We start from the raw sequence: 25,374 nt of genomic DNA on the forward strand, positions 1-25,374 counted from the left end.
TTTTTGATAAAGAAGAGACTGGATGTCAAGAAAGATTCTGATGCTGGCTTCCACAGGATGTCGTGAATGTGTCACATCGCCGTGAATGGCGAGTGTTTTCAATGGAAGTTCCGACCCCTGGGCATGACACTGGCAGTCCCGGAGACATCGGCAAGATCTGGGACATCCCTTTTCACCGCCTTTTCCCGCGCTAGGCGCTCGAGTTGCAGGGCCAGTTTCTTCTGCCGATGGTCGGCTGTCGGACGCAGCGCCTCGTCAGCTCTCTCGCTCGCGCCGAAACGCCGTGCTTCACGCTGCAGGATACCGAGTGCCGGGGTCAGGTCCTCGAGGTGATCGGCAACCACGTGAATGACGCCATTGGCACTCTGCAATCGTCCATGGATCTTGACCAGCCTCGCGCCCATCGCAATCGATCGGTATTTTTCAAAGATTTTCGGCCAGACAATAGCGTTTGAGACACCTGTCTCGTCCTCGAGCGTCATGAAAACGACCCCCTTTGCAGACCCCGGCCTCTGGCGCACCAGCACCAGCCCGGCAATGATCAGCTTGCGGCCGGATGGAACGGTAAGCAGATCGACGTTGCGAACAATGCCCATCGCGGTGAACTCGGTCCGCAGGAATTCTACCGGATGCGCCTTCAGCGATAGCGACAGGGCACGATAATCCTCGATCACCTCTTCGCCCGGCAGCATGGCCGGGAGGGTAACCTCCGGCTCGACCTGCAGATCGGCCCTGTCGGCAAGATCGAATAGCGGCAGGTTCTCCGCCGCATTTTTCGCATCCAGCGCCCGCACCGCCCAGAGAGCCTCCCGCCTGTTGAGACCGATGGACCGGAAGCAATCGGCATCGGCCAGCTTCTCGATGTCGATTCTCGCCAGCCCGGAGCGCAGCCAGAAATCGCGCACGGAAACATAGCCGGCGCCGCGCCGGGCCACGAGGAGGTCCCGCATGTCCCCCTCCGACACTCCACGCACCTGGCGAAAGCCCAGCCGGACAGCCTTCCTGGTCCGGATCACCCCCTGCATCGATGCATGCCGGGGGTCGATAGCGATCGGAGAAGGTGCATTTTCCAGGATCGAATCCCATTCCGACAGATTGATATCGACCGGGCGAATGTCGACGCCGTGCTCGCGCGCATCGCGAACCAGCTGCGCTGGCGCGTAAAAACCCATCGGTTGCGAATTCAGCAGCGCCGCACAGAAGACGTCCGGATAATAGGTCTTGAACCAGCAGGATGCATAGACCAGCAAGGCGAAGGAGGCCGCATGGCTTTCCGGAAACCCGTATTCGGCAAAGCCTTCGATCTGGCTGAAGCAGCGCTCGGCAAACTCCTGCGAATAGTTGTTGGCCAGCATGCCCGCGATCATGTCGTCTCTGAATTCATTGACCTTTCCGGATCGCTTGAATGTGGCCATCGAGCGTCGCAGCCGATCGGCCTTGGCGGGAGGGAAGCCCGCAGCCGTGATGGCGATCTGCATCGCCTGCTCCTGGAACAACGGCACGCCGAGGGTGCGCTTCAGCACCGCCTCCAGCGCCGGGCTCGGATACTCGATCTCCCGGCCGCAGCGCTTGTCTTCCCTGCGCTTCAGGTAGGGGTGCACCATGTCGCCCTGGATCGGCCCTGGCCGGACGATCGCCACCTCGATCACCAGATCGTAGAACTCCCGTGGCCTTAGGCGCGGCAGCATGCTCATCTGCGCCCGGCTTTCGATCTGGAAGACGCCGATCGTATCCGCCCGGCAGATCATGTCGTAGACGGGCTCGCCGTCCTGGTGATCGTCGTTACCGAGATCGGCGAGCGTCTTCTTCACCTCGTAGTGCAGCGCCAGCATGTCGAAGGCCTTGGCAAGGCAGGTCAGCATGCCAAGCGCCAGGATATCGACCTTCAGGATGTCGAGGACATCGAGATCGGTCTTGTCCCACTCGATCATGTAGCGATCGGGCATGGCGGTGTTCATGATCGGCACGATCTCGTCGAGCCGGTCGCGGGTGATGACGAAGCCGCCGACATGCTGCGTGAGATGGCGGGGAAATCCCATCAGTTCGGAGGCATAGGAGAGCACACGCTGCGTCGTTCGATCCGAAAGATCGAGCCCTGCGGCCCGCGCCTCGCGCTCCGACAGATCGTCGGACGACCATCCCCAGACGGTGCTTGCAAGTGCCGACTGTACGTCCTCGGAAAGCCCGAATGCCTTGGCCACCTCACGGCCGGCGGATCGAGCGCGATAACTGGTCACCGCCGCCGTCAGGCCGGCATGGGCAATGCCGTAGGTCCTGTAGATGTACTGGATGACTTCCTCGCGGCGGGCATGCTCGAAGTCGACATCGATATCAGGCGGTTCGTCACGGTCCATGGAGATGAAGCGCTCGAACAGCAGCGTGCTCCTCTCCGGATTGACCTCCGTAATCTCGAGGCAATAGCAGAGCGTCGAATTCGCCGCCGAGCCCCGCCCTTGGCAAAGGATATTCAGTTCGTAACGGGCGTGCTGGATGATTTTGTGGACTGTGAGAAAATAGGATTCGTAGGCCTTCTGCCGGATGAGATCGAGTTCATAGGCGATCTGCGTGGAGATTTTCTCCGGTACGCCTCCGGGATAACGGCGCGATGCGCCAAGCCATGTCAGACGTTCCAGGGTTTGCGCCGGCGTTTCGCCCGGTGCACTTTCATCCGGATAATTATGCTTCAGTTCGTCCAGCGAAAACTGCAGGCGGGCAAAAAAGGCCTGCGTATTCTCGACCGCCTTGGGATAGGCCTCGAAAAGCCGTGCCATTTCACGCGGCGGCTTGAGATGGCGCTCTGCGTTAGGCGCCAAAAGAAATCCGGCATCGGCGATCGTCACATGCTCGCGGATTGCCGTGACGATATCAGCAAGCGGGCGCCTCTGAGCGCCATGATAGAGAGGCTGGTTGGTGGCAATCAACGGCAACCGCGTCTTTGCAGCCAGCATTGCAAAGGCTTCGAAGACGAAGCGGTCTCGGCCGTCATAGGATGGCGAAAGGGCCAGATGCAGCTGCCGGGGAAAGCGACCGCGCAACCGATCGAGACAGGTCGTCAGCGCTTCCCAGCCAGAAGCATCGGAAACGAGGGCAGGGTCGGGGACAACGGCCAGCATCATGGCGTCCCCCCAGGCACACAGATCCTCTTCATGCAGGATACAGCCGCCCTTTTCCGTTCTGAGGTTACCCGCACTGAGCAGCCGGCAAAGATGGCCCCATCCGGCCCTGTTCTCCGGGTACGCCAGAACATCCGGCGTTCCGTCGGCAAACACCAGCCGCGCACCGGGCTGGAATCGATAGCCGTTCTGCCGGGCGATCGCATGGGCGCGCACCACCCCCGAAACGCTGTTGCGATCGGCAATGCCAAGGCCGGTCAGGCCGCAGGATTCGGCCGCCACGACCATTTCCTCCGGACTTGAGGCGCCTTCGAGAAACGAGAAATTCGTTCTCGCCCCGATCTCGAAGAACATAGGCGCCGGGCGCTGGCTCATGCGAAAACCCCGTGCATCAGCCAGCGCGGCGGGGCGCCTTGCCCATAGAGCCCCTCGCGAAACATCCAGAAGCGGTGTCCGCTTTGTACTTCCAGCCTGAAATAGTCGCGGGGCGGGGCCGCCTCGCCATCGAGCCACCATTCGCGTGCCAGCCTCTCCGGCCCCTCGGCGCGCAACACCTCGTGCATCGTTCGCCGCCAGCGAAATCTCTGTGGCGGCCCTTCCGGCACCTCGGCCATGAACGTCTCGACCGGCTCCGGCGTCCGGAACAGCCGCAGCGGTCGCTCGGACCGGCCGGCCCCAACCGTCGGGCCAGTCGTCTGCCGAGGCTGGTCGGACAGCACGTCCGATGCGGGCACGAACAGGGCCGCCCGCTCCGGCACATGACTTTCCGCCAGTTCCAGTGCCTGCAGACAGGCCCGCCCGAGCCGGGCTGCGACCTGATCGACAAAGGCGGAAAGCGACTGCTCCGATGGTCCATCGACAGTAAAATCCGCCTGAAGCGCATCGAAAACTTCGTGCTGCAGCACGTTCAGCCGGACAATCTCGTAACCGAAGCCGGCATCGAGATCGTCATGCACGGCCTTGATACGCTCTGAAAACAGCGCGGCAATGCGTTTCGGCTCGCGCAGCGGCTTCGACGCACCGGCCGAAATCCGAAACACGGCACCGTCGACCCTGAACAGCAGCAGTTCGAACAGCCGACCGCCGATACCACGGGCTTCCAACCCCGGCTTCAGGGCAGCCCCAAGCTGGCCTGCCAGCAGCAGGATATCTTCCTCGGCCTGAACCGGCTCGATGAGGCGCCGTTCGGCAGAAAGGCTGGCCACCGGACGTCGCGGCGAAATCGGCTCCTCGTCAAGGCCCAGCGCCTGATCAAGGCGCAAAAGCAGATGCGCACCGAACCGTCGTGCCAGTGGCGCCCGGGCGGCAGCGATGATATCGCCGACCTGCTTCAGGCCGAGCTTCTGCAGGGCGGCGACGGTCGGTCCGTCGAGCCTGAGCGACGCCACGGGCAATGGCGCGAGCACAGTCTCCATCTCATCCGCTTCGACAATGCCGCTGCGGCCAAAGCGTGCGACGGCCCAGGAGAGGCCCGGGGAAGATGAAATGGCGCCCCGCACCTCCAGACCGAGATGAAACAGCCGGTGCAGCACATCCTTCAGCAGTGCCCGCTCACCCCCGAAAAGATGGGCGCAGCCGGTAATATCGAGGAACAGGCCGTCACGACCATCCAGCGAGACCAGCGGTGTATAGCGGTCGCACCAGTCTGCCATCGCCTCCAGCAGTCGCCGGTCGGCCGCATCATCGTCCTCGACCACATCGAGGTCGGGACAGATTGCCCGTGCTTCGGCGACGCCCTGGCCAGCCTTCAGACCGATGCCCTCGGCCGCTGCTTCCAGGGCTGTCAGCCGCATGGCATTTTTCACCCGTCCGGCGCAAACCAGCGGCGGCGTCTCAGGACGCCCGGTGGTACGCCACGACAGACCCCAGCGCTTGCGGGCGATCCGATCTGTCGACAGCCGGGGAAACGTGAGGGCCAGAATGCGCTGCTGGCCGTTCGACAGCGGTAGGCTGCCGGTTGACAGGGAAAAATTGGCGGTCATGGGCATTCCATTCGAGGACAAATGACAGGGGAGCCGGGTTGCGGCTCTTTTCCAGGGTGAGACGGAAGGACGGGTTTCCGATGCTGCCGCCCAGCATCGATCCGTCCGGCAAAGGCCGCGCCGACGCCGGCGCGGGTTCGATATGAAGGCGCAGAAGGGCGCTGCTGGCCTCTTCCAGCCCGGCTTGCCTGAGGACAAACAACGGTCGCCCGGCAGCCTTGGCCCGCAGGCTCAGCCGGCGACTTTCCGTCAGGCCGAAATGGGCGGGATTGCCGCGCACCTCGAGCACGACGAGGGTAAAGACGGCACTGGCAAGCGCCTCCTCCGCCAGCCACAGCGCCTCTTCGAGTTTTCGCGGCGCCGCGTGCAGGAAGCCGCGTGGCATGACGCCGAAATCCTGAAGGCCCAGGGCATAGGGCAGGCCTGCTTCCAGCATTACCATCGTCTCGCCGATCCAGAGGACCGGCGAGACACCGGCATGGTTGTCGCGCGCCCTGAGCCTTGCGGCTAAAGCCAGCACGAAGCCGGTCGCAGCCCCTGCATCGCGAAGGCTGGAAGAGCGTATTTCGGTCAACGCATTGAGGGGAAAGCCCCCCTTGAGCGCCGCATCGAGATCCGCAACACCGCTCGAGAGCAGCGTCTTCCCCCCGGAAGGGACCCTGCCCGAGACAGCACTTTCGTTGCCCAGGCGATCGTGCTCGGCCGCCGAAAGGGCTGGCACGGGCTTGCCTTCCAGACGGGCGATGGTTTCGCGCAGGGCAAAAAGCGTCTCCCGCGCCACGGCATTGCTAGCCATGGACGTTAGCTCCTGAGTGTATTGTTCCTGTTATGTTCTTATAGATTCCAGAGCGCTAAAGAAGAGTCAACAGGGATTCTCTGTGAATTTATTCCTGCCTTGAATTGGCTCTCGAAAAATTTCCCCAAAGCCTCTATATGGGCCGAAAGAAGGGAATGAGATCATGGCCCGCATTGACCAGAGCGACGATTGGCGTGACCGCCACGCGCCGACAATCAGCGCATTCGAGTCGCTCGCTGCCGAAGCCTACGGCCATCTGCCGGAGGAATTCCGTGCTCTAACCGGCAACCTGTCGATCGAGGTCGAGGATTTCCCGGATGACGAGATCTTCGATGACATGGCCCTGGAAACGCCCTTCGACCTGCTCGGCCTGTTCGAAGGCCGCGGCATTTCCGAGCGCTTTACGGTCGAGACCGGCGAGATGCCCAATCGCATCCGCCTCTATCGCAGGCCTATCATCGATTACTGGGCCGAGAACGACGAGACGCTGGGCGATATCATTACCCACGTCCTGATCCACGAAATCGGCCACCATTTCGGCCTCAGCGATGACGATATGGAACGCATCGAGGCCAGCGCCGAAGAAGCCACGGATCGCTGACGCCCGCTCTACTGCTCCGAGAGCTTCATCTCTGGATCGTAATCCTTGCCCGGAACGTCCTTTACGACGGCCTGGCCGCACTGCATGACGCCGGTTGCGGCATTGAAGGCATAGGTCGGCGAACCCAACAGCACCCAGCCCTTGGAAAGGGCCGCCGATACCTTGTGACAGAAGGCGGAATCGTCCGGGCCGGTGAGAAAGCGATAGAGTTTCATGACGACGTCTTTCGGTCTGCAATGAGATCGGCTTTATGGACCAGTCCCTCCGCCTCGACAAGATGCAGCCGCTCGACCATCTGCCCCTCGAGATCGATGACGTTGAGCCCGGCGGCGGCCGGCTCGGCGAAGGCAGCAATGATTTTCCGCGCCTGCGCGACAGCGGCCTCGTTGGGGCCGAAGTGACGGTTGGCGCCATCGATCTGGGCCGGGTGGATCAGCATCTTGCCGCCAAACCCCATGGCCCGACCTTGGGCGCATTCATCGGCGAATGCGGACAAATTCTTGAAATCGTTGAAAACGCTATCGATCGCGTCGAGCCCGTAGGCGCGCACGGCCAGCACCACCTGCATCAGCCAAGGCACCAGGTAAGTCCGTCCTGGCAGTGCCGGAACGCCGGTTTCCTTGCGCAGATCGTTCAGTCCGACGACGAAGCAATCGAGCCTGGAACCGCCTGTCCGGCCGAATTCGGCAAGGGCGGCAACATTGAGAATGCCCCTTGGCGTCTCGATCATTGCCCAGATGCGCAGCTCCTCCGGCGCGTCGGCATCGGCCAGCCGGTCGCCGACCGCCATGATGTCCTGCGGTTCGTCGACCTTGGGCAGCAACACCGCATCGGGCTGTAGCGCCAGTACGAGGTCCAGGTCGGCCTTGCCGAACACGGAATCGAGCCCGTTGATCCGGATGATCAGTTCCTTGCCGGGAGGTTTAGGCCCGGCGAAGAAGGCACGCAGATTGTCCCGCGCTTCTGCTTTACGCTCCGGGGCAACGGAATCTTCCAGATCGAAGATCACCGCATCGCAATCGAGATCGTGGATTTTCTCGAGCGCCCGGCGGTTGATCGCCGGCACGCTGAGGACGGAACGGCGAAGGCGCGCGGAACGGGTGTGCGGAGAACGGCTCATAGACGACTTCTGCCAATCTTTGTCGCAGCAGGCAAGACAACAAAAAGCCACTCTCCTCTTGCATAGCAGCGGGTCTGGGGCCACATTGGCTGCAGAGAAAGGGTCCCAAAGCCATGAAGAATATCCGTTCGCTGTTTCTTGCCCTCACAGGCGTCGCAATCTTTGCAGGCCTGGCCCTACTCACAGTTTCCCTGACGCTGGTCTTTGCTGCTATTCTGACCGTCTTCCTCGCTGTTCGCGTGCTATCGACCCGCGCCAAGCCGGTGCCTGTTCGCGCCACCGCAAATGGCGCAAAGCCGATGCGTATATGGAACGACGGCCGCGGCACAATTATCGATCTCTGATCGCTGACGCTCCCTCGTCCACTCTCGCCATCACCCTCTCGTCATAGCGTGGCGAAATCTTCACGATATTTTTCTTCATTTCCTGCCCAATTTGCTCTATTGGCTGGAAAATTCGTTGATGCGGCGAAATCGTAGGCAGGAATTTCCATGGACAAGTTCGTGAAGCTGACGGGTGTCGCGGCACCTCTCCCGGTCGTAAATGTCGATACCGACATGATCATCCCGAAGGATTATCTGAAGACTATCAAACGCACCGGCCTCGGCGTCGGCCTGTTTGCCGAGGCTCGCTACCGGGATGACGGTACGCCGAATCCGGATTTCGTGCTGAACAAGCCAGCCTATCAGAACGCCAAGATCCTGGTTGCCGGCGATAACTTTGGCTGCGGCTCGTCGCGCGAGCATGCTCCCTGGGCCCTGCTCGATTTCGGTATTCGATGCGTCATTTCCACTAGCTTTGCCGACATCTTCTACAACAACTGTTTCAAGAACGGCATTCTACCGATCACGGTTTCGCCGGAAGACTTGGAAAAGCTGATGGACGACGCTTCGCGTGGCTCCAATGCTGTCCTGACGGTCGATCTCGAAAACATGGCAATCACCGGTCCTGACGGCGGCTCGATCACCTTCGATCTTGACCCCTTCAAGCGCCATTGCCTGCTGAACGGCCTCGACGACATCGGCCTGACGCTGGAAAAGGGAGCGGCTATCGACCGCTTCGAAAAGTCCAACGCCGTCGCCCATCCCTGGGCCTGATCGTTTAGAAGCAGATATATCCAAGCCGGGCCAGTTGCCCGGCTTTTTTGTGCCTTTTCCGGGCACCACCCGCTCCCTTCACCGGCACCCGAGAGTGGATCTTTCTGGCACAAGTGGCGCGGACCAGCCGGTTGGCGGCTTAACGGTTTCTTTGCTCGAATCTCTTACCGCTCGCTCCGCTGCGGATAGCTGTGTGTTATCGGGAATAAAAAATGAATAGTTCCAAGAACTTTACCGGCTGGGCACTCGATCGGGCCGAAGCAATCGTTGCCGACCAGGGATTCGATATTATCGAATCGACCTGCGACCACCCTCGGTGGACGAAGGAGCAGAAGGTTGTCCGACTGACCCTGGCGATCATTGAAGCTCTTGTCGATGCTCACAATTTCGGCCGCGAAGACGAGAAACCGAACCGCGGGCTTCATTCCTGAAAACGCCAAAACCATAACAAAGGCAGTGAACAAGCGGCCAGGATGGTGATCCCGCCGCATAATCTGGCAAAGCACTCTCACAGCACCCCGCCCATAGAGATAAGCTCATTGCTGTCTATAGCCATCACGTGTATTTTAGCTATGCCTTAAGGCTTTCAAAATAGGGTCGCCGCATCCACGAAAATCCCGGGGCTGGCCATGGACAAGGACGAAATAATTCCACCAGACGTGCTGGCTTCGATGCTGGTGCGGATGTTTGAATTGGCTCCCATCGCAATGGCGATTACCACCAGTGACACACGAACTTCCAGCTATGCTAAGGTCAATGACGCCTATCTTCGGCTAACGGGTCTCAACTGGGACAAGATCCGGGGAAAGAAGCTCATTTCCGAAGGATCGGCAATCGATAGCCCTGCGCGCGACCGTCGTCATCGGTTGCTGGCGGAAGAAGGCAGCTATGTGCTCGAAGAGGTCGATATCGTTCATGTCGACGGCACGACGATACCGACGCTGATCTCGGCCCAGCGCACTGTCGTCAACGGCGTCTCCTTCGATGTCGAGGTCATTGTCGATGTCTCATCGCGCGTCCGGCAGCAACGCGAAATCGAGAACGCCCTGAAGGCGTCGGCCTTGACGGATGCTCTCTCGGGACTTCCGAACAGGGCCAGCTTCGACGCTGTGATCGCCGACCATCTCAATGAAAACAGGCCGACCAGGAATATCCTGGCTCTTGCCTTCATTGATCTGAACGGTTTCAAGGCAGTCAACGACAGGCTGGGCCACGGCGCCGGCGACGAGGTCTTGCGAATTATAGCTGCCCGTCTGCGAGAGCACTCACGCGCCAACGACTTTATCGCCAGGATCGGCGGCGACGAGTTCGCAATACTGATCGAGGCCGATCCGGCCACCGCATCGACATTGCCGCAGACAATCCGCGAAACCATGGAGCGCGTCTTCAAGCCTATCGCCATTGAAGGGCATGTCACCGATACCGGCGCTGCGGTCGGCGTCGCATTTCTCGGCGCCGACGACGATCCCGCCTCCTTCGTCAAGCGGGCAGATGAGTTCATGTACCTTGCCAAGACGACGGAGCAACGCGTTGCGGTCGTTTGCTCCGGTCAGATCCTGACGCCGGTGTCACCAATCGCGCGCGCGCGATAAGCGGCACCCACCCCTCGATAATCAATGGCCGCCGGCAGGCGCCCCGCCGGTCAGGTCGATCTTGCGCAGGATCAGTGCCAGCGGAATGACACAGAGTGAAATCACCATCAACGTATGGAAAACGTCGATATAGGCGAGATAACTCGCCTGGTTCTGAACCTGCGTGCTGATCCAGGCCAGCGCCCGCGATTGCGCATCCACCATGCTGGAGCCCCGGTCGACAAAATACTGGGTGACCGACTGCAGCGTGCTGGTATAGCCGGGATCCGAGGGGACCACCCCCTCGATCAGCCGGCTCTGATGGAATTGCTCCCGATGCGCAAGAACATTGGAGGCGATCGATACGCCGATGGAACCACCGGTATTGCGGGCTGCATTGATCAGCGCAGACGCCTGGTCCGTCTGGTCTGGTCGCAACCCGTCGTATGAGGCCGATGTGATCGGGATGAAGATCAGTGGCAAACCGAGCCCGAGATACATACGCGACCAGACGAAAAAACCGAAGTTGAGATCGGCGTAGAGCCTTGTCATGTACCACATGGCAAAAGCGATGATGCCGCCGCCGATGGCGATCAGGTATCGCGGCTGGACCTTTGTCGCCAGACGGCCGCAGACGAACATCATCATCATCGTAACCACGCCGCCGGGCGACAGGGCAAGCCCGGCCCAGGTGGCGGTATAGCCGAAGTTCTCCTGCAGCACCTGCGGAATGAACTGGGTCGTGGCAATGAGGATGGCGCCGGTCGCCAACATAACGATGAAGCAGGAGCCGAATTGCCGGCTGGCCAGCAGTCCGACGTCGATCACCGGATTTCGCTTTGTCAGCAGCCAGGGAATGGCCGCCAGAAGCGCGATTGCGCAAAGAGACGTGGTGACGACGATGAAGTTCGAATCGAACCAGTCTTCCGTCTGGCCGCGGTCGAGCACCATTTCGAGAGCGCCGAGGAAGGTAGCCACGAGAAGGAAGCCGATAATATCGAAGCGGATACCCTTCTTTCGCATCTCGGCCCGCTCCTTGCGGAGCTTTTCGGGCTCCTTCACCAGCATATAGACCAAGGCGAGAGCCAGCACGCCGACGGGACCGTTGATCAGGAAGCACCAGTGCCAGGAAAAATTGTCAGACAGGTATCCGCCCAGCGTCGGGCCAACGACCGGGGCAACGACGACAGCCACGCCGAACAGCGCAAAGGCCTGCCCGCGCTTGGCCGGCGGAAAGGAGTCGGCCAGGATCGACTGCGAAATCGGCACCATGCCGCCTCCTGCAAAACCCTGGATCATGCGGAAGAGCAGCAGCGATTCGAGATTCCACGCCAGTCCGCACAGAATGGAGGAGATCGTAAAGACGGCGAGGCAGGCGAGATAGAAACGCCGGCGTCCGTAGCGCTTGGCGATAAAGCTGCTGGCCACCAGCACAATGGCATTCGACACCAGATAGGTCGTCACCACCCACGATGCCTCATCGGAACTGACCGCAAGGCCGCCCGAGATGTAGCGCAGCGCTACGTTGGCGATCGTCGTGTCCAGCACCTCCATGAAGGTGGCGAGCGACACTACCATCGCAATCAGCCACGGATTGACGACCGGTGACGACTTCTCAGCCGCTCCGCCGGCGGTAGTAGCGGCGCTCACCGTCAGTGCCTCGGCCGAACGGTGACGACCGGAATGACCGACATTCCGGGCCCGATCGAGACATCGGCAGGCCAGCTGTCGACGAGGATCTTGACCGGTACGCGCTGCGTCATCTTGACGTAGTTTCCGGTGGCGTTTTCAGCCGGCAGCAACGAGAAGGCTGTGCCCGAGCCGGGCTGTACGGAGGCTACCTTGCCTTTGAGCACGTGATCCGGATAGGCATCGATCGTGACATCCACCGGCTGGCCCGGACGCATGTCGGTAAGCTGCGTCTCCTTGAAATTGGCCGTGACCCAGATTTCGTCCGGCACGAACATGGCGACGGCCTGTGCCGCCTGGACATATTGGCCTTTTGAGCCGCTGAGACGGACGACGCGGCCGGGCTGGGCAGCCGAGATCGTCGTATATTTGAGGTTTTGCTCGGCTGTCTCGACCTGAGCCTCGGCCTGATGGAGGTCGGCGACGGCGCTGGCGCGCTGTGCCCCGGATGCGACCTTGTTCTTGACCGCAGAGGTGACGCTTGCCTGCGCCTGGGCAAGGTTGGCCTCGTTCTGGCGCAGGGTCGACGTTGCCTGCTGCTGGGTCTGCTGCGAGCCGGCGCCTGATTTCAGCAGTTGGTCCTGCCGGCTGGCCTCGTCCCTGGCAAATTGCAGTGCTGCCGCTGCCGACGCCAGTTGTGCCTTCTGCTGGTCGATCGATGCCGCGCTGGCGGCAATCTGCGCATCGGCGCTGGCAATCGCAGCATTCGACACGTCGATCTGGCTTTTCGCCTGATCGAGAGCAATCTGGTAGTCTCGCGGGTCGATCTTCAGGATGACATCGCCGGCGTTGACGTGCTGGTTATCGGTGACCGGCACTTCGGAGACATAGCCCGAGACCTTGGCGGCGACTGAAAAGCTGCGCGCGTCGACGAAGGCGTCGTCCGTCGTCTCGTAGGGATGCACGTAGATGAGCCAATAAACGTAGCTGCCGATAGCCAAAAGGATGATGGCGACGATCACCAGCAGCACGATGAACGGATGGCGGCGGAGGACAGAGGGTTTCTTCTCCTCATCCTCCTGCTCTGTGTCGTCTGCGGCCTTCGTGTCTGCGTCGTCCTCGACTGCGTCTTCAGGCCTCGCGGCGCGGCTGGTCGGAGCGTGCGGGTTGTTGTCCAACGTAACATTCCTGAGATTGTGAAGAATGGGCTTCAAACGTCGACGAAATCATTAGGTTCCCAATCGAATCCGCGGACCCGCCTTACTCGGTTTCGAAAAACACGAAGGACCGGTCCGCAGCTTCCAGGAGGGTATCGGCAATTGCGCCGTAGGAAAGCCGCTCCCCTGCCCTACGGCTGACACCGAGCACGATGAGGTTGTAATCGCCCTTGCGCGCATGGCGAAGGATCGACAGCTCGGGCGCGGCCCCTTCCTGAACGATCTTGCGGACCTTGACCCCGTTGTAGAGAGCGATCTCGTCGATCTTCTTGAACGCGGCCACATGGGCATTGCTGGCGTCACTGACGCGCGGCAGCGAGCGGATCTGCTGCGGTTCGCGGATATAAAGCACCGAAATCTGGCACTCCGTCGCCTTTGCAATGACGAAAGCAAGCTCGGCGGCGCGCGTCGAACGTTCCGTGCCGCTGATCGGCACCAGGATGCGCAAATTCTTGTCGACCGGCAGTTCGCCCCGCGAGGACACGATCGCCGTCGTTCCCCTGAAGGCCGATGTCATGACCGACAGTTGCTCGTGGAAGCCACCGGCAGTATCGACCGTCGGCTCGACTCCGATGAACAACAGGTCGTGGCCCTTCTCCGCACCCTCGCCGAGGATCTTGCGCAGGTTGGCATCCTTGATTTTCGTGGTGATATGGATGTCGGTTGTTTCCGGCTGGTGCGGATCGGTGGTCGTTGCCACCGCGTCATCGGCCGCAGCCTTGACGCGCTCTGCCCCCTCCTCGGCCCGGGCGACGGCTGCCTTCGGATCGCTATCGCCGGCAGCTTCCGGCTTTGCCGCCGGAGCCTCCTCGCCGATGATGTCGAGCACCGTCACCGGTGTCTTGCGCACCGCAGCGAAATGGCCGGCAATGCGCGCGGCCAGATGGCTGCTCGCGGAAACGTCGATCGCCAGCAGGATCCGTTCGAATTTCTGCAAGAAGCTGCGCTCCTCGAATTCCTCCTGTTTCAGCCGCTCGCGCTCCTCGTCGCGCATCGGTAGACGCGCCAGTGCCCAGCGCAGCGTCGGCGGCATTGCCATGGTCGTCACCACGGCCATGGCGACGATGACCGAGAACAGCCGCTCGTCGAGGACGCCGACGGAGAGACCGATAGTGGCGACGATCACTTCCGTCGAGCCGCGCGCGTTCATGCCGCAGCCGAGTGCCAGCGCTTCGGCATTCGAAAACTTGCCGATCTTGGCGCCGGCAAAGGCACCACCGAACTTGCCAAGACTGGCAATGACGATCAGTCCGACGGCGAGCATCAGCGTCGAGGGATCGCCAAGCACGCTGAGGTCGGTATGCAGGCCGGTAAGACCGAAAAACACAGGCATGAACAACGCCGTCGTCAGCGCCCGCAACTGCTCGTCGATCTGGCGCGTCAGGATCGGCGATTCGCCAACCAGGATGCCGGCCACGAAAGCGCCAAGTACCGTGTGGACGCCGATAGCATTGGTGATGATCGCCATGCCGCCCATGATGGCAATGATCGCACTCAGCACAGGCAGGTCGCTGCGGAACCGGTCATTGGTGAAGCGGATGATCTCGAACACCAGTTTTCGGCCGATGGTAAAGCTGAAGGCCATGAAGGCCAGCGTGCCGATGACCGCCTTGGCGAGCGTCGGCAGGTCGACGGCACCCTTTTCCGCCAGGCTGAAGGTCACGGCAATGATCACCCAGCCGACAGTATCGTCAATGATCGCCGAGGCGACGATCAGTTGACCGATGTTCCGGCGCATGAAGTCCATCTCGCGAACGACGGAGGCGACGATCTTTACCGACGAGATCGATAGCGCAGTACCGAGAAACAGCGACGTCACCAGCCGCTTGCTGGCATCCGGGAGGAACTCTGCGGGGATAAGCTGCCCCAGCGCAAAACCGGCTGCAAACGGCACGGCAATACCGGTCAGAGACACGCCGATGGCTGCCCGTCGCAAGCGTTTGGCGAGCCCGAGATCGGTTTCCATACCGGCCAGCAGCAGAAGGAACAGGATCCCGAGCTGTGCCACCGCATCCGTCATGCTCTTCTGCTCGGGAGACGTCGGAAAGATATGCGCCTGGGCATCTGGCCATATCTGGCCGAGGATCGAAGGGCCGAGAATGATGCCACCGATGATCTGCCCCATGATCGATGGCTGGCCGATCCTCACCATCGCCTCGCCGAGCAGGCGGCCGACGACCACGAGGATGACGATCTGGATCAGGAACAGACTTTCCGACGCGCCCCCCTTGGCGCCCTCTTCAGCAAATGCATTTGCAGGCGCCATGAAAAAGCAGGCCGCTGCCGCTGTCTGTAGAATATGATTTCGGGAGAGGTCGGATAATCTGGGGAAACGTATCAATAAGAATGCCTCGCTATGTCTGCCAGCAACGTCGGATGGGACGCCGCGTTCCCTGGCATTAGCCTTGCAGATGGGTCGTATCCAGAAAAATCAATCCAATAATCTTCCGCTGGCATAGATGACTGCCGTCCCCGGCCCGCCGACCGGAACCGCTCATCAAAGCCGCAGCCGCGAGAGATACCCTTGCATAGAGGCTGCCCGAAGCCTAAATCGGCGCTTGAACAGACAGGATCGGAGACCAGATGAACCCGCTCGCCAAGCCGCAACGCGAAGGAAAATATCGCGACAGGGATATCGACTGCCAGGAGGCTTTGGAAAAGGCATTTATGGAAATCGCCGGCGTCCAGTCCAACACGGTGGTCGCCGCTGCCGGCGGCACCATGTCTCCGGCATTGGCGGCCCTGGCAAAACGCGCCGAGGCTGTCGGCTGGTCGCTGGAAGAGGCCGAAGTCGCCATCAGCGAACTGGCGCAGAACCTGCTGGATGAAGACGCTGCCGGCGCCGGCGAAGAGGAATAAGCAGATGTCCGAAGCGACGCCGTCAGCCTGCCAGGATGGCGTCGGCTTCGTCTGCACTCATCTCGAAGACCGCATTGCCGATCGTGAAGCCGAACCCGTTACGGGCGAACGCCGATAGCTCCTTGGCCTTGCGCTTGTCGTCGGCCTCTCCCCGCCGGTACGGGCCGAAGGCGCGCTTTCTGGCAAAGACCACGGCCGCATAGAGATCGTCGGTATCCTTGAGTGCCGAAGCAGCGACGTCCGTATCCACACCCTTTGCCGAGAGCGTCTGCGCAATAAATCGCTTCGACTTGCCGTTGCGCACGGCAGCATCCGTCTTCTGGCGGGCATAGGCGCCGTCATCCAGTGCCTTCTGTTCATAGGCCAACGCGACTGCCGCAGCGGAAATTGCACGCAGTTGGTCGCCTGTGATGTCTTCGAATTTCGCCTTGGCTTTTTTGACGATCGCTTCGGAAAGCTCTTTTTCCGTCATCATCCGCCGTTCGAGACGGGAGAGCGTTGCATTGCGCGTCCAGGCCAGCATCCGGGGCGTGGGGACTGAACCCTGGTCCTCTTCGGGGACTTCCGGTGGACGCGCCCTGGCCTTCGGAAATTCGATCAGAATCGCCGCAGACCCCATTCGCGCTCGAATTCGGCGTCGGCATCGATTTCCTGAACAACAACAGGGGTAGGGCTGCGTTTCTGCTGCACGGGAGCCTCGACCTTGGCAACAGGAGCAGGCGGCGCGATCATCACCAGGTTCTCGGCGAAGACCTTGCCGTTCTTGTCGCCCAATGTGTATTCCAGGGATGTGCCGGGTTCGAGGGGCGGCAACTTGGCTTCCTCGATTTTCCGCAAATGCAGGAAGACATCAGCGCTGCCATCGTCCGGCGTGATAAAACCATAGCCCTTGGTTACGTTGAACCATTTCACCTTGCCCGTGGCCAAATCCGGCTTTCCTCATTCGCTGCAAATCATTTAACCCATAGTGGCACTACGGCCGGCAAAATTCAACGCCATGACCGTTTGAAGCCCCGAGTAACCGCGATTATTGTTACTATCCGGCACAAGAAATACGTCGGTTGCGGGTGCGCGGTCGCCGCTTCGTGACTGGTCCTTCGTCAGAGCTCAACTATAATGCTTCGAATACGGCGGAGATCGCCTGTAGAACCATCGACGAGGAAGAGGAAGCACCGTGAGCAAGAAGCGTCCCGAAGGCATCGAAACCTACGACGCGCCGGCCGGCGGCTGGGGCGCATTACGCGCCGTCGCCAAGACGCTCTCCCAACAGCAGGTTGTGGCGCAAGGCACGACGACGCTGCTGAAAGCCAATCAGCCCGATGGCTTCGATTGTCCAGGTTGCGCCTGGCCGGACCCGAAACACACCTCCTCGTTCGAATTCTGCGAAAACGGCGCCAAGGCCATCACTTGGGAATCGACGGCAAAACGCGTCGGTCCCAGCTTCTTTGCCGACAACAGCGTAAGCGATCTCTGGCACTGGACGGACCACAAGCTGGAAGATGCCGGCCGACTGACCCATCCGCTGGTCTACGACCGCGACAGCGACCGCTATGTGCCGATCGAATGGGACGAAGCCTACCGCTTGATCGGCACCGAACTGAACAAGCTGCCTGATCCGCACATGGCCGAATTCTACACCTCGGGCCGCGCCTCGAACGAGGCTGCCTTCCTGTTCCAGCTCTTTGTGCGCGCCTACGGCACCAACAATTTCCCCGACTGCTCGAACATGTGCCACGAGGCGACCAGCGTCGGACTGCCGAAATCGATTGGCGTCGGCAAGGGCACGGTGACGCTGGAGGATTTCGACCACTGCGACGCGATCTTCAGTTTTGGCCACAATCCCGGTACCAACCACCCCCGCATGATGGGAACGCTGCATGAAGCAGCCCGTCGCGGCGTACCGATCATCGTCTTCAATCCGCTGAAGGAGCGGGCACTGGAGAAATTCGCATCGCCGCAAAGCCCAGTGGAGATGGCGACCTTCTCCTCGACGCCGATCGCTTCAGCCTATCACCAGGTCCGTACCGGCGGCGATCTGGCTGCCCTGAAGGGCCTGATGAAATCGATCTTCGAGCGCGATGCCGCAGATCTCGCTACCGGCGGGACGGGCGTGCTGGATCGCGAATTCATCGAAACCCACACCGTCGGCCTGGAAGCTCTGAAGGCCGATATCGACGCCACCAGCTGGGACGCCATCATCGAGAGCTCCGGCCTAACGCGGGCAGCGCTCGAGAGCGCCGTCGACGTCTACGTCAATGCCAAAAAGGTCATCCTCTGCTACGGCATGGGCATAACCCAGCACGCCAACGGCACCGCTAACGTCCAGCAACTCGCCAACTTCCTGATGCTGCGCGGCAATATCGGCAAGGAGGGTGCCGGCATCTGTCCGCTGCGCGGCCATTCCAACGTCCAGGGCGACCGCACCGTCGGTATTACCGAGATCCCGACCAAGCCGCTGATCGACGGCATCGAGCGTGCCTTCGGCTTCCGCCCGACCATGGACAAGGGGCACAATGCCGTCGAAGCTGTCGAGGCGATCCGCGACGGCCGGTCGAAGGCGCTGATCTGCCTCGGCGGCAACTTGGCCGTCGCCATGCCCGACCCCGATGCCACCTTCGCTGCCATGCGCAAGCTGGATCTGGCGGTCCACATCACCACCAAGCTCAACCGCTCGCATCTGCTCCTTGCAAAGACCTCGATCCTGCTGCCGGTCTTCGGCCGTACCGACCTCGACACCCAGAAATCCGGGCCGCAATCGGTGACCGTCGAGGACTCGATGTCCATGGTGCACGCCTCACGGGGCTTTCTCAATCCACCAAGCGAGCACCTGCGCTCCGAACCCTCGGTCGTTGCCGGCATGGCAAAGGCGACCCTCGGAGATCGCTACGGCATAGACTGGGACGGCATGATCGAGAATTACGACCGCATCCGCGACAAGATTGCGATTGTCTTCCCGGACTTCCACGACTTCAACGCCCGCGTCCGCGTCAAGGGCGGCTTCCGCCTCGACATTCCGGCAAGCTATCGCCAATGGAAGACCGAAAGCGGCAAGGCAACCTTCCTCGTTGCCCCCGGCGTCGATGAGGATCCGCGCCTCTCCGACGACAATATCCTGGTGCTGACGACGCTGCGCAGCCACGACCAGTACAACACCACCATCTACGGCATGAATGACCGCTATCGCGGCGTATTCGGCAGGCGGGATGTCGTCTTCATGAACAAGGACGACCTTTCCGCACGTGGCCTCACGGAAGGCGACAAGATCGATATTATCGCGGCCCTCTATCCGAACGAAAGCCCGTCGGCCAGCAAGACGGTGCGTGGCTTTACCGTCGTTACCTACGATATCCCCAAGGGCTCGGTGGCCGGCTATTACCCGGAAATGAACAGCGTCATCGCGCTTGGCCATTACGACCGGAAGTCCGGTACTCCGGCCTATAAGGGGGTGCCGGTCGAGGTGCGCCGCGCCGTCTGACCACACGGGCAAGGCTTTCCATCCCGATTGGCCCGCAGCAGGGGACAGTGGGGATGGAAGTCACGAAAAGATCCCCGCAAGGAGAATCGCCGGGAGAGCTTAAAACTGTGATCTGCAGTCCCTATATGAGGAACGTCACAGTTCAGTGCCTCATAGGAGAAGCAATGCCCGCTGCCTCGCGTTTCGCCAAATTCGCTCTTATCGCCGTCGTTTCAGCGGCCAGCGTCTTTGCTACCATCGGTGATGCGGATGCCCGGCGCGCCGGCGGCGGCATGAGCTTCGGAAGCAGAGGCACCCGCACCTATACGGCGCCGCCAGCCACCAGCACGGCCCCGACCACTGCCGCGCCGATCGAGCGCTCGATGACACCCCAGACCTCGCCGCAATTTCAGCCGCAGCCTGGCGTCAACGCGCCCCGCACCGGCGGAATGTTCGGTGGCTTCGGCCGCTCGCTGCTCGGCGGCCTTGCCATCGGCGGCCTGCTCGGCATGTTCCTCGGCCACGGCTTTGGCGGTGCGGCCGGCTTCCTCGGCATGCTCCTGCAGATCGCCATCGTCGGCGGCCTGATCATGCTCGCCATGCGCTTCTTCGCCAATCGCCGGCAGGGTGCAGCCTCACCATCGGCAGGCAACGCCTATGCCGGCCCGTCGCCAATGACGCCGTCCTTCCGCATTCCGACCTTGGGCGGCTCAGGCTCAGGCTCAGGCTACGGTTCCGGCAATGCGCCGAAGACATCGGCCAAGCCGAGCGACGAAATCGGCCTGTCGCCAACCGACTACAGCCGCTTCGAAGCACTGCTCACCAAAATCCAGACCGCCTACGGCGCCGAAGATTATAGTGCCATCCGCGCCCTGACGACGCCTGAAGCCATGTCCTATCTGGCCGAAGAACTCGGCGAAAACGCCACCAATGGCGTCCGCAACACCGTATCGCAGGTGAAATTGCTGCAGGGCGACGTATCCGAAGCATGGCGCGAAAACGGTGTCGACTACGCGACCCTCGCCATGCGCTACTCCAGCATCGATGCCATGGTCGATCGCAACAGCGGCAAGCTCGTCGACGGCGACGACCGCAACCCGAGCGAATCCACCGAACTCTGGACCTTCACCCGCAAACCCGGCACCGAATGGCTCCTCTCCGCCATCCAGGGCACTGAGCCTGCAAGGCACTAAGGCGAACTGCGATCGCGGCCGGGGATCAATCCCGGCCGCATGAGCATCGGCAGAAAATTGCGATAACGTGCAATGGCCTGTGAGTGACACACGCCAATCTCTTTAGTGAGCACATCAGCAAAAAAACTGGAAAATAATGCGAGCTACCGCAGATAGCCGCTAAAGATGGCGGAATCCAAATCAGGAATTGGCGGAGAGGGTGGGACCCTCCCCCAAGTTGGCCATAACCGCTTGATATCGCTTCCGTTGGAACGCCCTGGCAGGTTCGTTATGAGGTACGGATTAAGAGGATGGATGTCAACACTGATTAGCAAATGCGGCCTCGGCAAGAAGCCATCGTTCCCCCTGTTGTCGATATCGCGAAGTCTCAGCTTCACGTATAGTGTCGAAAAATGGAGGCGGTATGGCATACTTTGTGAAGGTTATCCCCCCAGGCAAGAGGGCGCGAATTCACACCGGTGAATGCAAGTTTTGCCGCGACGGTCAGGGAATGGAGAATCAAGACAAAGGTACTGGCCCAACTTATTGGCATCCATCCTACCCTTCTTTGGGGCTCGGAACGCTTGATGATGCACGGGGCTACATGGCGAGCCTTGGACCACGCTACATCGATACGGGCTTGTGCTCCTATTGTATGAAAGACAACGCCTATCCTACCTGAGCACCAGAAGCGCCATAGCAAACCACCGCATGGCTGGTTGACAAAAGAAGCTAATTTTCGTAATTGGTTGCCAGGCGACTTAGGCAACCGATTCGAGGAATTCGCATGTTGCATCCAGAGATTTTCGTGAAAAGTCAGTTCCCGGCCACTTACTGGTCGACTGTTCCCACGATACTAAAATCTGCTTACGCCGCTGTTGATGATCTATTTAAGGACACGCCCTTTTTGGAAGCGAAAAGCGCTGAAGAAAATAGGGGCCGCTTCATAACTTATGCAGTGGATTTCGGCTTCGAACGTGCCATAAAGAGCGGCACATTTGATTGCGACTACAGATGGAAAGAGTTTGCTCGCCCAACAGGACGGTACTTGGAACTGAGATTTTCGCATTCGACGGCATCCGTAAGCCAAGTTTCTGACCCGGTTTGTCAGCCTCGTGCGGTTGTATTCCGTGAGAACGCACGCCTCAGAACCCAGGCAATATTTCCGTTCGCTGAACTGGAAAAAGAGATGGAGGTATCTGGGCTTCCCCATTTTCTCTTCATCCATGGCCATCAAACGCTAGAATTTGCGCATATTGGAGTACCGTCTGCGACTTCAAATACCAAGTTTTCTTGGCGCTCACCCAACTTCATGAAGATGCCACACGCGATAGGCAACCCGGATGAGGTCAAGCCGGAAGATACCGACTACGACCTTGACGCCGTCAATCTTATCAAAGAAGACATTGAAAAATGGATTAGAGATAATGGCGACGACTGACAACATCCTTGCTTTCCCTCGCGCCGCCCAATCTGAGCAGATTGGGCGGCTTTTGATTCCGGAGCGTTTGACCGAGGCACGTCTTGCAGCCCGGATCACACAAACTGAACTGGCAGAAAGGGTTGGCGTTAGTAGGCAGGCTGTATCCTCGTATGAAGCCGGGAGTAAGAACCCAGAGCCAAGCGTGATGATCACGATTGCCTCCATTTTAAATCAGCCCATCATTTTCTTCACAAAGGAAAGGCGAAGCGATTTCGGCAAGCACAGCGCAAATTTCTTTCGAAAAACTGGGGCGGATACGAAGCGGAGGAACCAAGCTTGCGATGTTTACGCCAGATGGCTGTCATCTGTTGCTCATGCCTTTAACAACATAGCGAACTATCCATCTGTCGATATACCGTCGTTTGAGCCTCGCGACAGCGCATACAGCGAAGAGGAGATCGAGGAATGCGCGGAGAAGGTCAGGCAACACTTTGGGTTGGGTCTTGGCCCAATATCTAATGTGCTGAGGTTGCTTGAATCCAAAGGCGTCATTATCTCACGCTGCCGCATGGATGGTGAGACCGTCGAGGCTTTTTCTTTTTGGTCTGGATCGCGACCGTTTATATTTCTTGCATCGACGAAAGAATCTGCTGCGAGAGCGAGGTTTGACGCGGCCCATGAATTGGCCCATCTGTGCCTTCATAGGTGGGTTGGTTCCGAAGAAATCGACGACCCGTTGCGCCTGAAAGAGATTGAACGTGAAGCCGATAGGTTTGCTGGAGCATTCCTCCTTCCTGGAAAGTCATTTCCAAATGAAGTGTATTCCGCCCGCGCTGAGAGCTTTATTGACCTAAAGGCAAGGTGGAAAGTCTCCATTCAAGCGATGGTATACCGTGCAAAGGATTTAGGCCTATTCGATGATCGGCAGGTGACAAATATTTACAAGCAGATTTCTTTCAAAAAGTGGAGGACAACAGAACCTCTCGACAAAGGCCCAAGGGCTATTTCTTTTGAAGAACCCTTGCTTTTAAAGAGAGTAACTGAACTCGTTCTTGAGAGCGGGCGCTACAGTATCGATAGTTTTAAATCCGATGTTGCACTTTCTGATAGGGACTTAGAGCGCCTGACAGGATATCCGTTTGTCAATCAACACCCAGAGTTGGACGTCGATTATAAACCGACGTTGAAGTAGGGGTTCGGTGATGAGGCTACGATCATCTCGGAAATGCCTCGTCGTGTTCCAGGCGGGTCAAGGACAAAATGAAGGGTGGTGCGGGCGCAGGCTTGCCGAGCCACGGCCTTCAGTTTTTTCCTTGAGGCGCTGAACAGAGACATATGCTGGATCAATTCGTGCTGGGAAGAAGGGCGTAGCCATACTGAACCAGCCGAATGCTAGGCGGCGCCAATGAGCCATACTTTCTGGCTGTTTGCGGCGAACTGGAACGCTTGACGCGAGGGGGAAATGCGGTGAGCATTAAAAAACCGCCTTTCACAGGGTTCGCATCCCTCGGGCGGTTCTTTAAGGACTGTTCCATAATTATGAACGATCAAGAGAAAATTGTAAAGCCGCCGTTGACAATACGGTGACCGCGAGGCTGGGAGGCAATACCCCAGCCAGGACTACGGAAACCCCTGCCCCATCTTGTCAACAAAATTGGCCAGAAGGCGATCAAAAACACAAGACCAGCGGTATCGCTTCAGCCGCCTTGAAGGTCCTCCACGAACGGTCGACGGGTCCCAACTTTGACCACAACGAGGCACTCCAAGCCAACACGGGCTGGCAGATCGACGAGGAGAGATGGGCAGAACGTGTCGTCGCGTCGCAGAATCTCACCAGACAGTCGGAAGCAATCGTTAATTCTTTAGAACGAATGGGCGAGCGCGTTCGTCTTGATTCTGAAATTTTCGCAATCGGTGCAATTTCCGAGCGCGTTGAGGAACTGCCAGTTTACCGTGCCCTTAGAATCATCCCAACTATTGCCGCAAGAGACCGCCGTCCGATCCTGAACGGCTTGAAGTACCTCATGGGGTACAACCGCTCTTCCCAATATTATCGGTACGCGGTCTTTAGCGCTGGTGACTTGGTTGTTGAAGGCGGCGCCTTGCGGGAAGTCATTCAGGCGCTATCGCGGCGAATCTCAAGATGGGCGGACTTCGCGAACTCCGAATATGGAATTGAAATCCTCTTTAGGGGCATTGAATTTACGCGCCGCAGTGCCGAAAACAGAGACCGAGACGGTGAAGAACGCAATCGGCATCGGAATCCGAAATTTATCGGCCCGCCGGATAGGCCTCTTAGTCGAAGGCATGGAGAATCCGCCATGTTGTATCACGTGCATGCCAATGTTTTGTACTGGCCTCATCGCAAGCTTGTTAATGGTGAGTGGGAAAAATTCCTAAGCTCAACACGGAAGCGCGTAAAAGCTACTTGGAAGGATAACGGAAAGGTTACTAAGCCGGAGGAAATCATCAAATATTGTATGAAACCGATGGACACTGAGCAGGCGCCGGACACAGAGATACTATGGCTCTACCAACAGACACATAAGCTGAAAATATGCCAACCAATGGGGATGTTCAAATCGTTTATGGCCGATTTAAAGTCTAATCGACAAAAGGTGGTCCGCGTAAGGATGGGTGCCGGTCCCAAGCTCTGTAAGGTAAAGAAGTCACGCCGACTCGATCATTCCAAAAAGGAAGAAGATGCGGAAGCCCACAGAGAAACCTCGGGCGAGGTTTGTCAAGAAACGAAAGTGGCTACGACGCGAGAGCGGATAGACCCCGACGCCCCCATCTCCAAAATCAGGCCAAAGAACCAAATCCTTGGTGTCTCCCTACCGCAATGGCGGCATATGAATTGGGCAGAACCGATGATTCTAGTACAGCGTTACGACGTATCGGCAGACAGCGAGGGCGACAATGATCGCTTGCAGGAAATTGAGTCGATAAAGTTTGATTCCAGGCTTGATTGGGATGCCTCGGGAGCACCGAGGCCCGCTGAGGCTCTGTGGATTGCCGACCAAGCCTTATCGCGTCACGTCGCTGCTTGCAGCGGCGTTGACGCCTATAAGGTTCACACATGTAGGCCAACTGTCCAGGAACGCTGCAGCGCAGAGGTCCTGGTTAGGCCTGCCGATGACCCCGAAGCCAAATCTGTTTGCCAAGACTATTGGAAACAGGAAGCCAACATCGCTATCGAGCATATCGGTCTCGTCGATAAGCAAAACGTCCCGGATTCGAGTTCATTCCTCGACGGGCTCTCGTATCTTGGCGGCAAATCTCGGGATACGAATGCCGTCATTCTTGATCAAATATTTGAGTTGATTAGCAGGATGTGAAC

The 25,374-nt window shown here is 59.3% G+C and carries 20 protein-coding genes and 1 pseudogene; 11 read left to right on the top strand and 10 right to left on the bottom strand.

Going from position 1 to position 25,374, the window contains the following annotated elements:
• Positions 1-98: 98 nt before the first annotated feature.
• From J5289_RS01415 to J5289_RS29135, 3 genes are read right to left on the bottom strand one after another with little or no spacing between them, the layout of a single operon-like run.
• On the bottom strand, positions 99-3,488 hold the full coding sequence (locus J5289_RS01415; RefSeq protein WP_209207496.1) for an error-prone DNA polymerase: 3,390 nt from the start codon (positions 3,486-3,488) through the stop codon (positions 99-101).
• Positions 3,485-4,906: a DNA polymerase Y family protein gene (locus J5289_RS01420; RefSeq protein ID WP_247749258.1), complete on the bottom strand. Its 1,422-nt coding sequence runs from the start codon at positions 4,904-4,906 to the stop codon at positions 3,485-3,487. Before J5289_RS01420 ends, J5289_RS01415 begins: the two co-directional genes overlap by 4 nt.
• A gap of 40 nt (positions 4,907-4,946) precedes the next feature.
• Complete coding sequence (locus J5289_RS29135) at positions 4,947-5,891, bottom strand: ImuA family protein (RefSeq protein WP_247749234.1); 945 nt, start codon at positions 5,889-5,891, stop codon at positions 4,947-4,949.
• Between the two features lie 163 nt (positions 5,892-6,054).
• Between J5289_RS29135 and J5289_RS01425 the strand changes: the two genes are divergently transcribed.
• On the top strand, positions 6,055-6,492 hold the full coding sequence (locus J5289_RS01425; protein WP_111222066.1) for a metallopeptidase family protein: 438 nt from the start codon (positions 6,055-6,057) through the stop codon (positions 6,490-6,492).
• A gap of 8 nt (positions 6,493-6,500) precedes the next feature.
• Here J5289_RS01425 and J5289_RS01430 read toward each other — a convergent pair whose 3' ends face one another.
• Together J5289_RS01430 and J5289_RS01435 are read right to left on the bottom strand one after the other, a co-directional pair.
• On the bottom strand, positions 6,501-6,707 hold the full coding sequence (locus tag J5289_RS01430) for a DUF1737 domain-containing protein (protein WP_209185368.1): 207 nt from the start codon (positions 6,705-6,707) through the stop codon (positions 6,501-6,503).
• Positions 6,704-7,612 carry a CoA ester lyase gene (locus J5289_RS01435; RefSeq protein ID WP_209185369.1) on the bottom strand — a complete coding sequence of 303 codons (909 nt, stop codon included), beginning with the start codon at positions 7,610-7,612 and terminating at the stop codon, positions 6,704-6,706. Before J5289_RS01435 ends, J5289_RS01430 begins: the two co-directional genes overlap by 4 nt.
• Positions 7,613-7,725: 113 nt before the next feature.
• On the opposite strand from J5289_RS01435, the gene J5289_RS01440 reads away from it, so the two are divergent.
• The 4 genes from J5289_RS01440 to J5289_RS01455 all read left to right on the top strand — a co-directional run bounded on the left by J5289_RS01440 (position 7,726) and on the right by J5289_RS01455 (position 10,301).
• Positions 7,726-7,956 carry a hypothetical protein gene (locus J5289_RS01440; RefSeq protein ID WP_142828761.1) on the top strand — a complete coding sequence of 77 codons (231 nt, stop codon included), beginning with the start codon at positions 7,726-7,728 and terminating at the stop codon, positions 7,954-7,956.
• A gap of 147 nt (positions 7,957-8,103) precedes the next feature.
• A complete protein-coding gene (gene leuD / locus J5289_RS01445; protein WP_142824560.1) occupies positions 8,104-8,709 on the top strand; it encodes a 3-isopropylmalate dehydratase small subunit in 606 nt (201 codons plus the stop codon).
• Positions 8,710-8,921: 212 nt separating this feature from the next.
• Positions 8,922-9,140, top strand: coding sequence for a hypothetical protein (locus J5289_RS01450; protein ID WP_142824559.1), 219 nt, complete (start codon positions 8,922-8,924; stop codon positions 9,138-9,140).
• A gap of 198 nt (positions 9,141-9,338) precedes the next feature.
• The gene (locus J5289_RS01455) at positions 9,339-10,301 is read left to right on the top strand and encodes a sensor domain-containing diguanylate cyclase (RefSeq protein ID WP_247749235.1); all 963 of its coding nucleotides are present in this window, start codon (positions 9,339-9,341) and stop codon (positions 10,299-10,301) included.
• Between the two features lie 21 nt (positions 10,302-10,322).
• On the opposite strand, the gene J5289_RS01460 is transcribed toward J5289_RS01455, so the two are convergent.
• The 3 genes from J5289_RS01460 to J5289_RS01470 all read right to left on the bottom strand — a co-directional run bounded on the left by J5289_RS01460 (position 10,323) and on the right by J5289_RS01470 (position 15,392).
• Complete coding sequence (locus J5289_RS01460; protein WP_257623384.1) at positions 10,323-11,930, bottom strand: DHA2 family efflux MFS transporter permease subunit; 1,608 nt, start codon at positions 11,928-11,930, stop codon at positions 10,323-10,325.
• Between the two features lie 2 nt (positions 11,931-11,932).
• A complete protein-coding gene (locus J5289_RS01465) occupies positions 11,933-13,087 on the bottom strand; it encodes an HlyD family secretion protein (RefSeq protein ID WP_247750757.1) in 1,155 nt (384 codons plus the stop codon).
• 82 nt (positions 13,088-13,169) lie between these two features.
• Positions 13,170-15,392 (bottom strand): cation:proton antiporter, encoded by a 2,223-nt coding sequence (locus J5289_RS01470; protein ID WP_209185370.1) that lies wholly within the window; start codon positions 15,390-15,392, stop codon positions 13,170-13,172.
• A gap of 317 nt (positions 15,393-15,709) precedes the next feature.
• Between J5289_RS01470 and J5289_RS01475 the strand changes: the two genes are divergently transcribed.
• Entirely contained in the window at positions 15,710-15,985 is a 276-nt protein-coding gene (locus J5289_RS01475) for a hypothetical protein (RefSeq protein WP_209185371.1), read from the top strand.
• A 22-nt stretch (positions 15,986-16,007) separates the two neighbouring features.
• Here the strand turns inward: J5289_RS01475 and J5289_RS01480 are convergent, their stop codons facing one another.
• Together J5289_RS01480 and J5289_RS29140 are read right to left on the bottom strand one after the other, a co-directional pair.
• Positions 16,008-16,508 (bottom strand): regulatory protein RecX, encoded by a 501-nt coding sequence (locus J5289_RS01480; RefSeq protein WP_224127913.1) that lies wholly within the window; start codon positions 16,506-16,508, stop codon positions 16,008-16,010.
• Between the two features lie 212 nt (positions 16,509-16,720).
• Positions 16,721-16,912: pseudogene (locus tag J5289_RS29140) on the bottom strand (cold-shock protein); the annotation flags it as partial.
• Positions 16,913-17,159: 247 nt separating this feature from the next.
• Between J5289_RS29140 and J5289_RS01490 the strand changes: the two are divergent.
• The 5 genes from J5289_RS01490 (at position 17,160) to J5289_RS01510 (ending at position 25,372) form a co-directional block, all read left to right on the top strand.
• Positions 17,160-19,460, top strand: a complete 2,301-nt coding sequence (locus J5289_RS01490) for an FdhF/YdeP family oxidoreductase (protein ID WP_209185372.1) — start codon at positions 17,160-17,162, stop codon at positions 19,458-19,460.
• Between the two features lie 164 nt (positions 19,461-19,624).
• Complete coding sequence (locus J5289_RS01495; protein ID WP_209185373.1) at positions 19,625-20,632, top strand: Tim44 domain-containing protein; 1,008 nt, start codon at positions 19,625-19,627, stop codon at positions 20,630-20,632.
• Between the two features lie 766 nt (positions 20,633-21,398).
• Entirely contained in the window at positions 21,399-22,052 is a 654-nt protein-coding gene (locus J5289_RS01500; RefSeq protein ID WP_209207495.1) for a hypothetical protein, read from the top strand.
• The gene (locus J5289_RS01505) at positions 22,039-23,226 is read left to right on the top strand and encodes an XRE family transcriptional regulator (protein WP_209207494.1); all 1,188 of its coding nucleotides are present in this window, start codon (positions 22,039-22,041) and stop codon (positions 23,224-23,226) included. Before J5289_RS01500 ends, J5289_RS01505 begins: the two co-directional genes overlap by 14 nt.
• A gap of 391 nt (positions 23,227-23,617) precedes the next feature.
• Positions 23,618-25,372, top strand: a complete 1,755-nt coding sequence (locus J5289_RS01510) for a hypothetical protein (protein WP_209207493.1) — start codon at positions 23,618-23,620, stop codon at positions 25,370-25,372.
• Positions 25,373-25,374 lie beyond the last annotated feature (2 nt).

This window comes from Rhizobium sp. B230/85 (assembly GCF_019355735.1).
Taxonomy (GTDB): domain Bacteria; phylum Pseudomonadota; class Alphaproteobacteria; order Rhizobiales; family Rhizobiaceae; genus Rhizobium; species Rhizobium rhododendri.

What these genes read in the sequence shown, in the direction of transcription:
- J5289_RS01415 (WP_209207496.1), bottom strand. Translation starts at nt 3,488, where the DNA reads ATGAGCCAGCGCCCGGCGCCTATGTTCTTCGAGATCGGGGCGAGAACG.
- J5289_RS01440 (WP_142828761.1), top strand. Translation starts at nt 7,726, where the DNA reads ATGAAGAATATCCGTTCGCTGTTTCTTGCCCTCACAGGCGTCGCAATC.
- J5289_RS01505 (WP_209207494.1), top strand. Translation starts at nt 22,039, where the DNA reads ATGGCGACGACTGACAACATCCTTGCTTTCCCTCGCGCCGCCCAATCT.
- J5289_RS01450 (WP_142824559.1), top strand. Translation starts at nt 8,922, where the DNA reads ATGAATAGTTCCAAGAACTTTACCGGCTGGGCACTCGATCGGGCCGAA.
- J5289_RS01420 (WP_247749258.1), bottom strand. Translation starts at nt 4,906, where the DNA reads ATGCGGCTGACAGCCCTGGAAGCAGCGGCCGAGGGCATCGGTCTGAAG.
- J5289_RS01430 (WP_209185368.1), bottom strand. Translation starts at nt 6,707, where the DNA reads ATGAAACTCTATCGCTTTCTCACCGGCCCGGACGATTCCGCCTTCTGT.
- leuD (WP_142824560.1), top strand. Translation starts at nt 8,104, where the DNA reads ATGGACAAGTTCGTGAAGCTGACGGGTGTCGCGGCACCTCTCCCGGTC.
- J5289_RS01475 (WP_209185371.1), top strand. Translation starts at nt 15,710, where the DNA reads ATGAACCCGCTCGCCAAGCCGCAACGCGAAGGAAAATATCGCGACAGG.
- J5289_RS01480 (WP_224127913.1), bottom strand. Translation starts at nt 16,508, where the DNA reads ATGCTGGCCTGGACGCGCAATGCAACGCTCTCCCGTCTCGAACGGCGG.
- J5289_RS01435 (WP_209185369.1), bottom strand. Translation starts at nt 7,612, where the DNA reads ATGAGCCGTTCTCCGCACACCCGTTCCGCGCGCCTTCGCCGTTCCGTC.
- J5289_RS01455 (WP_247749235.1), top strand. Translation starts at nt 9,339, where the DNA reads ATGGACAAGGACGAAATAATTCCACCAGACGTGCTGGCTTCGATGCTG.
- J5289_RS01425 (WP_111222066.1), top strand. Translation starts at nt 6,055, where the DNA reads ATGGCCCGCATTGACCAGAGCGACGATTGGCGTGACCGCCACGCGCCG.
- J5289_RS01495 (WP_209185373.1), top strand. Translation starts at nt 19,625, where the DNA reads ATGCCCGCTGCCTCGCGTTTCGCCAAATTCGCTCTTATCGCCGTCGTT.
- J5289_RS01470 (WP_209185370.1), bottom strand. Translation starts at nt 15,392, where the DNA reads ATGGCGCCTGCAAATGCATTTGCTGAAGAGGGCGCCAAGGGGGGCGCG.
- J5289_RS01500 (WP_209207495.1), top strand. Translation starts at nt 21,399, where the DNA reads ATGTTGCATCCAGAGATTTTCGTGAAAAGTCAGTTCCCGGCCACTTAC.
- J5289_RS29135 (WP_247749234.1), bottom strand. Translation starts at nt 5,891, where the DNA reads ATGGCTAGCAATGCCGTGGCGCGGGAGACGCTTTTTGCCCTGCGCGAA.